Source organism: Dongia sp. P2_B8, from assembly GCF_056404715.1.
Genome location: NZ_JBFUDM010000002.1, coordinates 186,960 through 201,431 on the forward strand (window position 1 = coordinate 186,960; position 14,472 = coordinate 201,431).

General features: G+C 62.0%; 14 protein-coding genes. 3 read left to right on the forward strand and 11 right to left on the reverse strand.

The window, feature by feature from the left end:
• Positions 1–184: 184 nt before the first annotated feature.
• The 3 genes from AC1DWZ_RS05765 to AC1DWZ_RS05775 form a co-directional block, all read right to left on the reverse strand.
• Entirely contained in the window at positions 185–2,206 is a 2,022-nt protein-coding gene (locus tag AC1DWZ_RS05765; protein WP_477167918.1) for an extracellular solute-binding protein, read from the reverse strand.
• A 146-nt stretch (positions 2,207–2,352) separates the two neighbouring features.
• Positions 2,353–3,162 (reverse strand): histidinol-phosphatase, encoded by an 810-nt coding sequence (gene hisN, locus AC1DWZ_RS05770; RefSeq protein ID WP_477167919.1) that lies wholly within the window; start codon positions 3,160–3,162, stop codon positions 2,353–2,355.
• A gap of 28 nt (positions 3,163–3,190) precedes the next feature.
• A complete protein-coding gene (locus AC1DWZ_RS05775) occupies positions 3,191–3,748 on the reverse strand; it encodes a c-type cytochrome (protein WP_477167920.1) in 558 nt (185 codons plus the stop codon).
• 394 nt (positions 3,749–4,142) lie between these two features.
• On the opposite strand from AC1DWZ_RS05775, the gene AC1DWZ_RS05780 reads away from it, so the two are divergent.
• Entirely contained in the window at positions 4,143–4,919 is a 777-nt protein-coding gene (locus AC1DWZ_RS05780) for a 3-deoxy-manno-octulosonate cytidylyltransferase (protein WP_477167921.1), read from the forward strand.
• A gap of 85 nt (positions 4,920–5,004) precedes the next feature.
• Positions 5,005–5,856, forward strand: coding sequence for a prephenate dehydratase (locus AC1DWZ_RS05785; RefSeq protein WP_477167922.1), 852 nt, complete (start codon positions 5,005–5,007; stop codon positions 5,854–5,856).
• Positions 5,857–5,865: 9 nt separating this feature from the next.
• Here the strand turns inward: AC1DWZ_RS05785 and AC1DWZ_RS05790 are convergent, their stop codons facing one another.
• Entirely contained in the window at positions 5,866–6,723 is an 858-nt protein-coding gene (locus AC1DWZ_RS05790) for a LysR substrate-binding domain-containing protein (protein WP_477167923.1), read from the reverse strand.
• A 95-nt stretch (positions 6,724–6,818) separates the two neighbouring features.
• Between AC1DWZ_RS05790 and AC1DWZ_RS05795 the strand changes: the two genes are divergently transcribed.
• Positions 6,819–7,409, forward strand: a complete 591-nt coding sequence (locus AC1DWZ_RS05795; protein ID WP_477167924.1) for a LysE family translocator — start codon at positions 6,819–6,821, stop codon at positions 7,407–7,409.
• Here the strand turns inward: AC1DWZ_RS05795 and AC1DWZ_RS05800 are convergent.
• The 7 genes from AC1DWZ_RS05800 to AC1DWZ_RS05830 form a co-directional block, all read right to left on the reverse strand.
• A complete protein-coding gene (locus tag AC1DWZ_RS05800; RefSeq protein WP_477167925.1) occupies positions 7,393–8,214 on the reverse strand; it encodes an ABC transporter ATP-binding protein in 822 nt (273 codons plus the stop codon). The two genes, AC1DWZ_RS05795 and AC1DWZ_RS05800, sit on opposite strands and share 17 nt — an antisense overlap.
• The gene (locus tag AC1DWZ_RS05805) at positions 8,211–8,969 is read right to left on the reverse strand and encodes an ABC transporter permease (protein WP_477167926.1); all 759 of its coding nucleotides are present in this window, start codon (positions 8,967–8,969) and stop codon (positions 8,211–8,213) included. Before AC1DWZ_RS05805 ends, AC1DWZ_RS05800 begins: the two co-directional genes overlap by 4 nt.
• Positions 8,966–9,844 carry an ABC transporter permease gene (locus AC1DWZ_RS05810; RefSeq protein ID WP_477167927.1) on the reverse strand — a complete coding sequence of 293 codons (879 nt, stop codon included), beginning with the start codon at positions 9,842–9,844 and terminating at the stop codon, positions 8,966–8,968. The genes AC1DWZ_RS05805 and AC1DWZ_RS05810 overlap by 4 nt, the downstream gene beginning before the upstream one ends.
• Positions 9,844–10,938 carry an ABC transporter substrate-binding protein gene (locus AC1DWZ_RS05815; protein ID WP_477167928.1) on the reverse strand — a complete coding sequence of 365 codons (1,095 nt, stop codon included), beginning with the start codon at positions 10,936–10,938 and terminating at the stop codon, positions 9,844–9,846. The genes AC1DWZ_RS05810 and AC1DWZ_RS05815 overlap by 1 nt, the downstream gene beginning before the upstream one ends.
• A 125-nt stretch (positions 10,939–11,063) precedes the next feature.
• On the reverse strand, positions 11,064–11,993 hold the full coding sequence (locus AC1DWZ_RS05820; RefSeq protein WP_477167929.1) for a TauD/TfdA dioxygenase family protein: 930 nt from the start codon (positions 11,991–11,993) through the stop codon (positions 11,064–11,066).
• 42 nt (positions 11,994–12,035) lie between these two features.
• A complete protein-coding gene (locus AC1DWZ_RS05825; protein WP_477167930.1) occupies positions 12,036–13,373 on the reverse strand; it encodes an LLM class flavin-dependent oxidoreductase in 1,338 nt (445 codons plus the stop codon).
• A gap of 175 nt (positions 13,374–13,548) precedes the next feature.
• The gene (locus tag AC1DWZ_RS05830) at positions 13,549–14,454 is read right to left on the reverse strand and encodes a TraB/GumN family protein (RefSeq protein WP_477167931.1); all 906 of its coding nucleotides are present in this window, start codon (positions 14,452–14,454) and stop codon (positions 13,549–13,551) included.
• Positions 14,455–14,472: the final 18 nt, after the last annotated feature.

Consider the following 14,472-nt stretch of genomic DNA (forward strand, 5'->3'; position numbering starts at 1 on the left):
GCGGGCAGCGGGTGTGTCAGAGAGATACCCCCCTCCACCGCCGACGAATGTCGGCCTTCGCCGACGACCCTCCCCCTCAAGGGGGGAGGGAGAAGAGGACGCTGATATCCCGCTGCAGCCCTCTCCCCCCTTGAGGGGGAGAGTTGGAGAGGGGGGTGACTGCGGTCCCGCTCCATCAAGGCGCTCACTTCGCCTTCTTCCGCCGCAGCGCCGCGACGACGATCAGCACCACGACCAAGGCGCCGCCGGCATAGAGCAGGTAGGAAAGCGGCGAGCTGCCGCGATCGGCCGGGGTCTCGCCGGCCGGCGCTTCTGCTGGTGCGGCCGGCACAGTCGGCGTGGCATTGGTTGCGGCCGCTGCCGGCGGCACTTCCGCCATCTTGGCGGCGATCGCTTTGTCCTTGGCCGGGTCGATCCACCAGGCGGAAAGGCCGATATTGTAGGTCGGCTCCGGCAGCTTCGCCGGGCGGCCGAATTTATCCCAATAGGCGATGCGGGTGGCACTCATATGGAAATTCGGTACCACGTAGTAACGCCACTGCAGGATGCGGTCGAGAGCGCGGCAATGCATGACGAGATCATGGCGGTTGGGGGCCGCGATCAGGTTTTCGATCAGCTGGTCGATCACCGGGTCCTTGATGCCGATCTCGTTGCGGCCGCCGGGCGAATCGGCAGAGGCCGATCCCCAGAAATCGCGCTGCTCATTGCCGGGCGAGAGCGATTGGCCGAAACCTGATACCTGCATGTCGTAATCATAGTCGGCACTGCGCTTTTGATATTGCGCAGCATCGACTGCCCTCAAGGTGCCTTTGACACCGAGCCGTTCCAGCGATTTCACATAGGGTTGCACGATGCGGTCGAACCCGTCGCCGGCCTGCATCAGAAATTCGAACTCGAACGGCTTGCCGTCCTTCATCCGCTTGCCGCCTTCAAGCTTCCAGCCCGCCTCGTCGAGCAGGATTGCGGCCTTGGCGAGGTTGGCAGCGTTGGTGCCGCTGCCGTCACTGACCGGCGGATTGTATTCGGTGGTGAAGACCTCGTCCGGAATCTTGCCGCGCAGCGGCTCGAGAATTTTCAGCTCATCTGGCGACGGCAGGCCTTTGGCCTCCATCTCGGAATTGCCGAAATAGCTGCGCGAGCGCGTGTACTGGCCATAGAACAGCGTCTTGTTCGACCATTCGAAATCGAAGGCGAGAATCATCGCCTGGCGCACACGCGGATCCTGGAACATCGGCCGGCGCAGATTCATGGCAAAGCCCTGCATGCCGTCCGGATTGTCGTCGTGGATCAGGATCTTCTTGATGCGCCCATCCTTCAGCGCTGGTGAGTCATAGGCCGTTGCCCAAGCCTTGGCGCTATTCTCGGCGCGGATATCGAAGGCGCCGGATTTGAACGCTTCCAGCATGACGGTCGGATCGCGATAGTAATCCGTGTGCGTGATATCGAAATTGTTGGTGCCGATATTGACCGGCAGATCCTTGCCCCAATAATTGGGATCCCGCTCCATCGTAACCGAACGGCCGGCTTCGAAGCTCTTGAGTTTGTAAGGGCCGCTGCCGAGCGGTGGCTCGAGCGACGGTTCTTCGAAATTCTTGCCCTCCCAGAAAGGCTTGGGCAGCACCGGCAGTTCACCCATGATGCCGGGCAATTCACGATTGTTCTTGGACGAGAAGGTGAATTTGACGCGGGCCGCGTCCAGCACTTCCGCCTTTTCGACATTGGCGTAATAGAAGCGATAGAGCGGCGCGCCCTTTTCCTTCAGGGTGTTGAAGGAAAAGACGACATCGTCCGGCGTGATCGGCTTGCCGTCCTGCCAATGCGCCTCTTTATGGAGCGTGAAGATGATCCAGGAATTGTCCTTGGCCACCTCCATGCTTTCGGCGATGAGGCCGTAATTGGTCAGCGTATCGTCGTCGATGCGCGTCGTCAGCGTCTCATAGAGACCGCCGAGGCCAGCCGCATCGCCGCGCACGATGAAGGGATTAAAACTGTCGAAGCTGCCGACCGCGGCGGTTCGCATGGTGCCGCCCTTGGGCGCGTCGGGATTGACGTAATCCAGATGCTTGAAATCTGCCGGGTATTTCGGCGCGTCATTCAGCGTGACGGCGTGGGTCTTGTAGCTGTCTTGTGCGATGGCGTCGGGGGTAAGCAGGGGCGCAGCCCAAAGGGCCAGCGCCAAGAGACCGGCAGCTACAGTTTTCGACATTCAAGGCCTTCCCGTCATTCAACAGCTTATTTTGTGCCGAGCATAGCGGAAGGCCGGCGCACCAGGGAAGCGCCCGCTACGCCAGAAAGACCAGAAATATTGGGTATTTAACGCCCCCAGGCCCGGACGCCCGGACCTCGGACAGCTCAGCCGTTCAGCACGGCAAGGGCATGATCAAGGATACGCCGGTCGCCGGCAGCCACCACCTGGTCGCCCGAGGCAGCGGTCAGCGGCCGGCCCTGCCAATCGGTGATATGAGCACCAGCCCCCTCCAGCACCGGCACCAGAGAGAGATAGTCGTAGATGCCCAGCGTCCGCTCGACCACCAGATCGATGAAACCCGTGGCGACCATGCCGTACTGATAGCAATCACCACCATAGGTGGCCGATTTGGCGCCACCTGCCAGCGCATCGTGGCGGGCGCGGTCGGCACCCTGGAACATCTGCGGCAAGGCACAGGAGAAATAGGCGTCCTTCAGTGTCGCACAGGCACGCGCCTTCACCGGCGCATCATTGAGGGTCGTCGCATGGCCTTTGGCACCGACCCAGGTGTCGCCCAGGATCGGCATGTCGATGATCCCGAGCAACGGCTTGCCGCCCTGCGTCAGGGCAATGAGAGTCCCGAACATCGGCCGGCCGGTCACGAAGGCGCGGGTCCCATCCAGCGGGTCGAGCACCCAGACGAATTCCGCATCACCCCGTTCGGTGCCATGTTCTTCGCCGATGATGCCGTGATCGGGAAAGGCCTTGGCAATGGCGACCCGCATGGCCGCTTCGCATTCGCGGTCGGCCTGGGTCACCGGGCTTTCGTCGCCCTTGGAGATGATGTCGAGCTTCGTGCGGTAATAGCGCCGCAGAATCGGCCGGCTGATCTCAATCAGGCCGCGCGCCACAGTGATGAATTCCTGTGGCGCGATTCCCTGTGGCGAGGTCAGCTCAGCCGCGACTTTTCCCATGAAACGGGCCTTATTCTATGATCCGGCCTTATTGCGGCAGCGGCACGGGGGCATCCGACTGGTCGCGCAGCCAGCGGATGAGAGCTGCACGCTCTTCCGGCTTCTTCAAGCCGGCAAAGCTCATCTTGGTGCCCTTGGCATAGGCCTTGGGGCTGGTCAGGAACTGGTCGAGATGATCGAAATCCCAGGTGATGTTGAGATTCTTGATCACTTCGGAATAGGTGTAATCATCCTTGTGCGCCGAATGGCCGCCCAGCACGCCCCACAGATTGGGGCCGACTTTGTTCGGGCCGCCCTTTTCGAAGGTGTGGCAGGTCTTGCACTTGGCCGCGGTCTTTTCGCCGGCGGCGACATCCGCCGCAGCGATCAACGGCACCGACGAGACCGGGGCAGCATCCGGGGTCGCGGCAGCAGGAGCCGCCTCGCCAGCAGCAGCGCCAGCCTCGGCAGCTTCGCCGCCTTCAGCATGTTCGGCGCCGGCGCCAGCCGGGTTGCCATAGATAATGTTGGAGACCAGACCGACCGAAAGGGTCAGCATGCCGCCGACCAGGACCGCAGCGGCGATCTTGTTGGCTTCCAAAGACATTCGACTTCATCCCTCATGGCTTGTGCGCATCGGTCCAGCCCAAACCCCAATTGCCCCAAACCCCAGGCACTGGGAACTCCAGGCTTACCCCGAGCCGACGCGCGGAACATTTTGGCTAGTCAAGGGGCCGTAACTCGGCGCGGAATTTAACCGCTTCCGCCGCCGCTGTCCAATACCAGCGCTCCGGGTAGGGGTGGCTGGCGCCGGGTCCGTCTGGAACAATGACCCAATTTCATGCGGGTTCACGCCGGGCTTTGATTTCCGATACTTAGCGGCATAATGTCGCGCCCGGCAGGCCAGCAACGCCAGCGCAGCCGGCTGGCGAAAACAGTATCAATCCCCAGCGGGGCTCCGGCCGGCGTCCCGCAGCAACTCGATTTCATGAGCCAATTCCGTGTCCAAACCAGTAAATCCCGTCATCCTCATTCCGGCCCGCATGGCCTCAACGCGCCTGCCGGACAAGCCGTTGGCCGATATTCATGGCGTGCCGATGATCGTCCATGTCTGGCGCCGGGCGATGGAAGCCGGGATCGGACCGGTCTATGTCGCCTGTGCCGAGGCGTCGATCAAGGCGGCGGTCGAGGCAGCGGGCGGCGAGGCCGTGCTGACCGATCCCAACCATCCGTCCGGCTCCGACCGCATCCATGAGGCGCTGACCAAGATTGATCCTCATGGCCGGTTCGATGCCGTGGTGAATGTGCAGGGCGACCTGCCGACGCTGAACCCCAACCTGGTGCGCCGCGCTCTTGAGCCGCTGGACAATCCGGATGTGGATATCGCGACCCTGGCGGTGGAAATCACCCGCGAGGTGGAACGCCATGACCCCAACATCGTCAAGGCGGTGGCGGCCTTTGGCGCTCCCGGCAAAACATCGGGTGGCATCGCCCGCGCCCTTTACTTCAGCCGCGCCACCGTGCCCGCCAATGCCGTGGCCGGCGTGGTAGGTCCGCACTACCATCATATCGGCCTCTACGCCTATCGACGTGTGGCGCTGGAACGTTTTGTCAAGCTGGCGCCGGGCATTCTGGAACAGCGCGAAAAGCTGGAGCAGTTGCGCGCACTTGAGAACGGCATGCGCATCGATGTGGCGCTCGTTGACACCCTGCCGCTCGGTGTCGATACTCCGGCCGAACTTGAACGGGCGCGCGCCATGCTCGCCCCGGCCAAGTAATCCAAACGACCAAGTAGTCCAATCGGCCAAGCAATCCAAACGGCATAACGCCATTGATCATGGCATCGTTTTCAAAGAGGCGATTTTGAGCGCATCCGCACACGACACCATCGCCTTTCAAGGCCTGCCCGGCGCCTATTCCAACCTGTCTTGCCGGGCAGCCTTTCCCGACATGGTGACACTGCCCTGCGCTTCGTTCGAAGACATGTTCGCGGCGGTCCATGAAGGCCGCGCGCGCCTTGCCATGGTACCTATTGAAAACTCCGTGGCCGGCCGTGTGGCCGACATTCATCACCTGCTGCCCGAATCCGGCCTTCACATCATCGGCGAGCATTTCCAGCGCGTGAATCACCAGCTCCTCGGTGTGAAGGGCGCCAAGATCGGCGATATCAAGACGGCGCACAGCCATATCCAGGCCTTGAGCCAATGCCGCAACAATTTGCGTGCGCTGGGCATCAAGCCGGTCATGCATGCCGATACCGCGGGCGCCGCCGCCGAACTTGCCGCAGGCGGCGACAAAAGTTCGGCAGCCATAGCCTCGTCACTGGCGGCCGAGATCTATGGCCTTGAGATCCTGAAAGCCGATATGGAGGACGCCGCCCACAACACCACGCGTTTCGTGGTGATGGCGCAGGAGCCGGTCGACCCGGACGTTGCCAAGGGGCCGATCGTCACCAGTTTCGTCTTCAAGGTGCGTTCCGTCCCGGCGGCGCTCTACAAGGCGCTGGGTGGCTTTGCCACCAACGGTGTCAACATCACCAAGCTGGAGAGCTATATGCTCGACGGCCATTTCAGCAGCACGCAATTCTATGCCGATATCGAGGGTCACCCTGACCAGCGCCCGGTACGCCTCGCTTTGGAAGAACTCTCCTTCTTCTCCCGCGAAGTGCGCATCCTCGGCGTCTATCCGGCGTCGCAATTCCGCTTCGACGATTAGCGTTCCCGGTTAAAGTTCCGCCGCCACCTCAATGATGCAATCGGCGAGCGCGTCGATGGCTGGCGAGGCTGTGCTGGCGCTGCGCAGCAAGGCGAGTTCCAGCGATGGCAGCGGCGGGAAACCGTCGCGCTCGCGCAGCACCTTCAAGGATGCCGGCACGCTGGAGAGCGGCATGGCCGCCACCGCAAGCCCGGCTTCCGCCACCGCCAGCAAGGGGGCGAGGTTCGGACTGCTATAAGCGATGCGGTAGGGCATCCCAGCCTTGGTCAGCAGCTCGGTCACGAATTGCCGTGCCAGGCAGTCGGGCTGGAAGACCGCCACCGGCAACGGCGATTTTCCCAGCATCGGATTGCGCTTTGCCGTGGCCCAGGCCAGGGGCTCGGTGCGCAGGAACTGGCCGGCGGCACGCCCGGGCGTGCGGGTGATGACGGCAAGGTCCAGCTCACCGTGATCGAGGAGCGACATCAGGCGCGGGCTGGTCTCGCATCTGAGGTCGAGATCGATGCGGGGCTGCTCGGCGGTAAAGCGCGCGAGGATCGGCGGCAGCAGGCCGGTCGCGTAATCATCCGGCATGCCGAGGCGCACCGCGCCGAAGGTTGCCGTCCCGGAAAGTGTCGCCAGCGCTTCGTCCTGCAAACTCAGCAACCGGCGCGCATAGCCAAGCAACGCCTCGCCCTTCGGCGTCAGGCGCGCAAAGGGCCGCTCGCGGGTGAAAAGCTGATGACCGGCCACCTCCTCCAGCCGCTGGATCTGCATGCTGACGGCCGATTGCGTGCGGCCGATACGCTCGGCGGCAGCCCGAAAGCTGCCATCGGCGACGATCGCGAGGAAGGTGCGCAGCAGGTCAGGATCGAGTTGGCGCAGCATGCTAATTCAATATTTCTGATTGATATGTCAATTTAATCAGTTTGCATGATTTTGCGAAATTTCTCAAGCTCCGCCACCTGTTAGGGAGGCATGAGATGTGGGATTTGATCTGGACCAGCGCGCCTTTTGTGCTGTCGATGGCGGGGTCGCCGGGGCCCAACAATGTCTTGGCGGCGGCGAGCGGCACCAATTTTGGCTTGGCGCGCACCGTGCCGCAGATCCTCGGTTTCACCTCAGGCGTGGGGGTGATGATCGTGCTGATGGGATTGGGGTTTGCCCAGATCCTCGACTTCTTCCCCTGGACCCATGACGGGCTGAAGATCGTGGGGGCATCCTATCTGCTCTATCTCGCCTGGCGCATCGCGCGGGCAAAGCCAGGTACCGCCAGCCGCACGGGCCGGCCGCTCTCCTACCTCGAGGGCATGCTGTTCCAGCTCAGCAATCCCAAGGCTTGGATCGTGGCGTTGGGCGCAGTCACCACCTTTACCGTGGCCGATACCGCGATCCTGCCGCAGGTGCTGACCTTGGCCCTGGTGTTCTTCGTCGTCGGCACGCCGGCGGTGGGCGCCTGGGCGCTGTTCGGCCATGCCGCCGCCAGGCTGCTCACCTCGCCGCGGAATCTGCGCCTCTTCAATCTCGCGATGGCAGGGCTGCTGGTAGCCTCGATCGTCACGCTGTTTGTTTGAGGGGCGATGCCTCGACGTTATGACTGACGCCGAGCAGCCCCAGCACCCGGTCGCGGAGACGGACGAAGGCGAGGTCGGAGCGGTCGCGCTCTGCCCCCAGCGGGACGGACAGGATGTTGGCAATGCGGCCCGGATGCGGCTGCATCACCACGATGCGGTCGCCCAGATAGACTGCCTCGTCCACATCGTGGGTGACCAGGATCGCCGTGATCCCCTCATGACGCACAATGCGGCGCAACTCATCCTGCAACCGCAGGCGCGTGAGCGCATCGAGGGCACCCAGCGGTTCGTCGAGCAGCAGTAGGCGCGGCCGGTTGACGAGCGCACGCGCAATGGCAACACGCTGCTGCATGCCACCCGACAGCTGCGCCGGATAGGCACCGGCAAAATCGCTGAGGCCCACCAAAGCCAGATGTTCGGCGATCGTGTCACCCTTCTGCACGCGGGTGAGCTTGCTCTTGCGGAGTGCCACGGCGACGTTGCCCTCGACGGTGAGCCACGGCAGCAGGCGATGTTCCTGGAACACGATGCCGCGATCGAGACTGGGGCCGGTGACCAGGTTACCGTCGACGCGGACGGTGCCGTCGTGATCGAGGTCGAGGCCCAGGATCAGGCGCAGCAAGGTAGATTTGCCGCAGCCTGAGGCGCCGACGATGCTGACGAACTCGCCAGGTTCGACGCTGAGGTCGATATCGGTCAGGGCCTGCACCGCCTTCCCCGCCACGACAAAACGCTTGGCAACACCGGCGATGTCGAGGGCCTGCGGATGTGCGGCCGTTTCCAGAGCATGCAGCTGTGCGTTCATATCGTTCTCCCGATTTGGATACGTGTCTCGATGAGGCTGGCGAGTTTGTTGAAGAGGATGCCGATCAAACCCAGCAACACGATGCTGAGGAGGACCAGATCCATCTGGAACAACTGCCGTCCTTCCATCAGGCGACCACCGATACCAGGCGAGATGGTCATGAAGAGCTCGGCTGCCACTGTCGCTTGCCAGGCATAGATGAGACCGGCATGAAGGCCGGTGAAGATTGACGGCAGGGCACCCGGCAAGGCCACAAAGCGCACGAAGTCGAAACGGCTGAAAGTCAGCACGTCGGCGAGTTCGACATACTTTGCCGGAATATCGCGGACACCCTGCCAGCTGTTGATGACATTGGGCTGGAAAGTGGCAAAGGCGATGAAGGCGATCTTGCCGATTTCGCCCGATCCGAACCAGACGGAGAGGAGCGGCACCCAGGCAAAGAGGGCGATCTGCCGGTGCACCAGCAGGCTGGGCCCGAAGATCTTCTGCGCCAGGCGCGAGAAGCCCAGCACAAGGCCTGCGGCAATGCCGAGTGCACTGCCGATAGCGAAACCGGCGAGGTCACGGCCGAGGCTGGCAAGGACATCCAGGATGAGATCGCCTTGCCGGAACTCCGCGATGGCGCGGGCGGCCACATCCTCCAAGGGCGGCAGGAATTTGATGTCGACCCACCCCAGATGACTGGCTGCTTCCCACAACGCCAGCAAAGCGAGGGGCAGGACGAAGCCGCGCGCGTGTTTTTTCGTGAGCTTCATGAGGCACGCAACTGCCAGCGTTGCAGATGTCTCTCGACCCGGCCCAGGACCCAATCGGCGCTGACGCCGATGATGCCTATGAGCAGCATGCTGGTGATGACCAGCTCCAACTGGAAGAGCTGCCGCCCATAGGCCATGAGATAGCCAAGACCCTCGGTCGAGGCCAGCAGTTCGACCGCGACCAGGGTCTGCCAGGAATTCGAGGCACCCTCGCGCAGGCCCGTGAAGATCGCCGGCACCGAGGCCGGCAGGATGATTGTGGAGAGTGTCGACCAGCGGCCAAAGGTAAAGGCCCGGCCTACCTCGCGATAGGCCGATGGCACATCGCGGATGCCCTGATAGGCGCCGAGCGCCACAGGGATAAACGCAGCCAAGGCAATGACGATGGTCTTCAATCCTTCGTCGATGCCGACCAGGACGATGAGGAGCGGTATCCACCCCACGATCGGCACCTGACTGATCGCAAGGAAGAGCGGATCGATATAATCGTGAAGCCGCTTTGAGAGACCCATGGCGGCGCCGATGAGGATGCCGATACCGGCGCCCAGCGCAAAGCCGCGCAACACGCGCGTTATGCTGATGAGACTGTCGCCCCACAGACTGCCATCGGCGGCATAATCATGGATCGTCTGCCAGACGATCTCGGGGGCGGGCAGGATCTGTTCCGGCAGCCAGCCAAAGACGGCGGAGGCCTGCCAGGCGATCAGCAGGAACACGGGAAAGGAAAGGCCGAGCGCAATATCGCCCCAGCGAATCTGCGACAGGAAAGCAGGGCGGGCAGCATTTCCGCGATCGCCCAGCTGATCATGATGATCATACCGGCCCTCGATCCCAAGATCGAGCTGCGATGTCAGGATATGCTGCCCGCTGGTCATTATTGGGCTGCCACTTCGACGCGGCCCGACGAAACCTTTTTGCCGTCGGCATCGTAGCGGGGCCAGTAATCCTCGAGACCCAGCTCCTTCAACGCCGTGTTGAGATATTGCGGCGCGAGCCAGCTGTCGATATCGACGTCCTTCTTGATGAGGCCGTATTGCTTGGCCTTCGCCGCCTTTTCCTTGTAGCGCGCGATGATGAAATCATCGAGCACAGCCGTATTACGCCGGGCGAGGGGCTGGCCGTCAAAATCTTCGGCGAAGCTTGCGGCCGGCACGCCGGATTTGGCCCAGGCATCGAACACCGCCTGCCGGTTGGCTTCGTCGGAACCCCAGGCTGCGGCCTTCACGAAAGCCGTGGTGATACGCTGGGTCAGGTCGGGATGCTTCTGTTCAAAATCCTCGGTCACAAAGACCGCGGAGTTAGTACCGAAGATCGGCTTGTCCTCTTTGGAGGCATAGACGATCTTGACGATGCCGCGCTTGGCGAGATCGAGATATTCCTCGCCACCGAAGGAGGCATCGACATTGCCGGCAGCCAGCGCCGCCGTGGAATCGCCTGTCGTCAGGCTGACGAAGCGGATGTCCTTTTCGGTGAGCTTATGCGCTTCCAGGACAGCATCTGTGGCGATCTGCAGATTGGTGCCGCGGAACTGCGCCACCTTCTTCCCCTTGAGATCGCCGATATTCTTGATCTCGGAATTGGGCGCGACCGCGAGATAAAGAGAGCCGCGTTCAGAGGCCGGCAGCAACAGCCTGGTCTTGAGGCCCCGCGACCGGCCAACGATCGAGGGCAGATCGCCAAGGCCTGCCGCGATGTCGAGCTTTTCGGCCGCCAGCGATTCATTCAGTTCCGGACCGGCACCCCGGAAATAGGTCCATTCGATCTTGATGTCCTTGTCGTTCTTGAACTCATTCTCCAGATACTCGCCGACGCGGGCGAGGCTCACGGAATCGCCATAGCCATAAGGGCGGTTGTCGACGCCCACACCGGGATAGCCGACGCGGATCACGGTTTCCTCGGCGAAGGCGGCGCTGCCAAGAGCGACCGATCCAAGGCCGATGGCCAACACGGCCAGATGTTTCAATTTCATGAGACAAGACTCCTCTGTTGCCGGCTGCGAGGGTCGCGGGCGGCTGGATGGTGGATGGATTGGGGAGGCGCTGGGTTAGCTGCCGGCGCTACATCGTTGCGTGAGAATGCTTATCATGCGCCGCATTATTCTGCGGCCTGGCGGGCCTGGGTACGCAGCGTCCTTGTGACCGAGCGGCGGCCGTCGGTGCTGATCGGAACATCGCCCGCCACGGTCGAACGGCGGACGATGCGGCTCTGATCGCCGTAATCGTTGATGGCGTAATGCTGGGTCGCCTGATTATCCCAGATCGCGACATCGCCCTTGCGCCAGTTCCAGCGCACCGTGTTCTCCAGCCGGATTACATGGTTCTGCAGCAGGCTGAAGAGGGAGGCCGAATCGATATTGGAATGACCGACGAACCGCTGGATGAAATAGCCCAGAACCAAGGACTTCTCACCGGTATCGGGATGGATGCGCACGACCGGATGTTCGGTTTCATAGGCGGTCGAGGCGAAGACGTCTTCGTAATGCTTGCGTTCCGCGTCGGTCGCCTTCGGGCGCTGGGCGGCATAGTCATACTTGTTGCTGTGGACCGCCCAAAGATTGTCGGCGAGCTGTTTCAGCTGTGGCGTCAGATCGTCATAGGCGGCAACCGTATTCGCCCAGACCGTGTCGCCGCCATAGGCCGGGATCTCGACGGCGCGCAGGATCGAATATTTCGGATAGGCGTCGACGAAGGTGACGTCGGTGTGCCATTGGTCGGCCTTGCCGTTGCCACGTACGGCGTCCAATTCCAGGATGGCGTTCGATCCGTCGCGCACCTTTTCCGTGGGATGCGGCACCAAATCACCGAACAGACAGGCAAAGCGCTCCTGGGTCGCATCATCGAGATGGCCCTGGCCGCGGAAGAACACCACGCGATGCTTGCGCAGCACCTCGCGGATCCCTTCCACCCGTTCCGGCGATAAATCGCCATCGAGGCTGACATCGAGAATTTCGGCACCGATCCGGCCGGCAAGGCGACGGATGGGCAATACTTCAAATTTGGTCACTTCCTTGAGCGCAGCGGTCATAATGTCTCTCCTCGAATCTGAGCGTGGGGCTCTGGGTTGGGATTATTCGGCGGCGGCGCGGGAACTGCTCGCCGCCACATGCTTGGGGAAAGGCAGGCCGAGATTTTCGCGCAGCGTGCGGCCTTCATAGTCGGTGCGGAACAAGCCACGTCGGCGCAGCTCCGGCAGGACCAGTTCGATGAAATCGTCGAGGCCGCCAGGCACGGTCGGCGGCATGATGTTGAAACCGTCGGCGCCGCCTTTGAGGAAGCGCTCCTCAAGCTCGTCGACGATCTGTTCAGCGGTACCAACCAACTGCCAATGGCCGCGAGCACCAGCGACGCGCAGATAGAGCTCGCGGATGCTGAGATTCTCGCGCCGCGCCAGATCGATGAACAATTGCTGGCGGCTCTTGCTGGCATTGGATTCAGGTAAATCCGGCAAGGGCCCATCGACCGGATAGGCCGAGAGATCGAAATTGCCGATATAGGTCGAGAGCAATGCCAGGCCAACATCCGGATGGATCAGATTCTGCAGCTGCTCGAACTTGTCCTGCGCTTCGGCCTCGCTGCGGCCGACCACCGGGAACACGCCCGGCATTACCTTGAGATCGTCGGCATGGCGGCCATATTTCGGCAGACGCGCCTTAAGGTCGGCATAGAAGGATTGTGCATCGCCTAGCGTGCGCTGGGCAGTGAAAACCACTTCCGCCGTGCGCGCCGCCAATTCCTTGCCGACTTCGGATGAGCCGGCCTGGATCAGCACCGGATGTCCCTGGGGCGAGCGCGCCACGTTCAAGGGGCCGCGCACCTGAAAATGCTTGCCCTGATGGTTGAGGATGTGGAGCTTTGCCGGATCGAAGAAGCGGCCGCTCTCCTTGTCGCGCAGGAAGGCATCGTCTTCCCAGCTGTTCCACAGGCCCAGCACGACATCGGCAAATTCATTGGCGCGGTCGTAGCGGTCGGCATGCAGCAGGCCACTCTTCGGGTTGAAGTTCTGCGCCTCGATCCCGTCCGATGAGGTCACCAGGTTCCAGCCTGCCCGGCCCTGGCTCAACTGGTCCAACGAGGCGAAATAGCGCGCAAGGTTGAAGGGTTCCGTGAAACTGGTCGAGGCGGTTGCGACCAGACCGATGCGCTCGGTCACCGCCGACAGAGCGGAGAGCAAGGTGATGGGCTCGAACCCGTTCGACCATTCATCAACGCGGCTCAAGGCATTGATGCGGCTTTCACCGACGCCGACACCGTCAGCCAGAAAGATGAGATCGAATTTAGCGCGCTCCGCGGCCTGGGCGAATTTGACACGATAGGCGAAGTCCGTCGTCGCCGTTGCCAAGACATCCGGGTGCCGCCAGGCCGCCACGTGATGCCCACCGGGATACATGAAGGCCCCCAACTTCATTTCTCTGGGCTTCATTTGTCTTTGTTGAGCCATCGCCGCCTCGATTTAAAAACGTGCTGTCGATCAGCGACAGCAGCACCGTTTCATAAATCTCTATTTAGGCGATGGGATAAAGCGAGGAATTCTGGCGCACAGCGTAAGGAAAACTGGGGAGGTTCTACACCTGAACGCGCGGTCAATAGCGCGCGACGTCGAAACCCCGTTTCTGCAACATCGATTGCAGCGAATCCTTGCCGGCAAGATGGGCCGCACCGACGGCGATGAAATGCGTGCCGCCGCTTTGCATGAGATTGGTGATCTGCTTTGCCCAATTGGCATTGCGATCGGTGAGAAGATGCCGATAGAAGAGCTGATCCGCCTCGGTCATCGTCTCCGCCTGCAGCAAGGCGCCGAGCCCGTCAACATCGCCGGCAAGCCAGGCCGTGGAAATCTTGTCGATCATCGCAGCTGCATCGGGCTGCGCTGCAAGCAACTGGCTCAGCATTGCCAATTCTATTTTCGGCGGCAGGCCGGCCATGAAGGAAAGCTGCTCCTGCGCCGTCTCCAATCCCTTGACCGGCTTGCCGATGGATTTGGCGTCCGACAGCAATTGATTGTCGACCCCTTGGTCTGATTCATATCCAGCCTGCTGCATCGGCGTGCCGCTCAGCTTCATGGCCGCGAACCAGGGGCGCATCGATTCGAATTCGACCAACGGAATGCCGACACGCTTGGCGGCTTCGCGCAGCCGCTGCCATTCTTCCGGTGTCAGCTTGGTGGAGAGGGGATGGACGGGATCCTTGCCGTACTTCCACAGATCCGCCTGGCTCAAGCTGCCTTTGCTGCCATCGGCGATTTCGAGCCACAGCGCGTCGCTTGACTTCAACGCGCTGGCAATCTTGTCGGAGCGCCAATCGGTGCCGGGCTTGAGGAGATGCACTGTGCCGAGCAGATAGATCGTGGTGTCGGCATCCTTCACCACCCACATGGCCGGGTCTGCCGTGGCAGCGCCGGCAAAGGGCAGGAGTGCGGCGAGGGTCGCAAGGCAGCCCAGCAGAGCCTGCCGGGCAGCATTGATCAGGCGATTCACATCAAGGCGCAAGGCAGGAACCCCCGGCTG

Coding starts and splice junctions, on each gene's coding strand:
- AC1DWZ_RS05805 (WP_477167926.1), bottom strand. CDS start 8,969: ATGAAGCTCACGAAAAAACACGCGCGCGGCTTCGTCCTGCCCCTCGCT.
- AC1DWZ_RS05820 (WP_477167929.1), bottom strand. CDS start 11,993: ATGACCGCTGCGCTCAAGGAAGTGACCAAATTTGAAGTATTGCCCATC.
- AC1DWZ_RS05775 (WP_477167920.1), bottom strand. CDS start 3,748: ATGTCTTTGGAAGCCAACAAGATCGCCGCTGCGGTCCTGGTCGGCGGC.
- AC1DWZ_RS05825 (WP_477167930.1), bottom strand. CDS start 13,373: ATGAAGTTGGGGGCCTTCATGTATCCCGGTGGGCATCACGTGGCGGCC.
- AC1DWZ_RS05765 (WP_477167918.1), bottom strand. CDS start 2,206: ATGTCGAAAACTGTAGCTGCCGGTCTCTTGGCGCTGGCCCTTTGGGCT.
- AC1DWZ_RS05790 (WP_477167923.1), bottom strand. CDS start 6,723: ATGCTGCGCCAACTCGATCCTGACCTGCTGCGCACCTTCCTCGCGATC.
- AC1DWZ_RS05815 (WP_477167928.1), bottom strand. CDS start 10,938: ATGAAATTGAAACATCTGGCCGTGTTGGCCATCGGCCTTGGATCGGTC.
- AC1DWZ_RS05795 (WP_477167924.1), top strand. CDS start 6,819: ATGTGGGATTTGATCTGGACCAGCGCGCCTTTTGTGCTGTCGATGGCG.
- hisN (WP_477167919.1), bottom strand. CDS start 3,162: ATGGGAAAAGTCGCGGCTGAGCTGACCTCGCCACAGGGAATCGCGCCA.
- AC1DWZ_RS05800 (WP_477167925.1), bottom strand. CDS start 8,214: ATGAACGCACAGCTGCATGCTCTGGAAACGGCCGCACATCCGCAGGCC.
- AC1DWZ_RS05810 (WP_477167927.1), bottom strand. CDS start 9,844: ATGACCAGCGGGCAGCATATCCTGACATCGCAGCTCGATCTTGGGATC.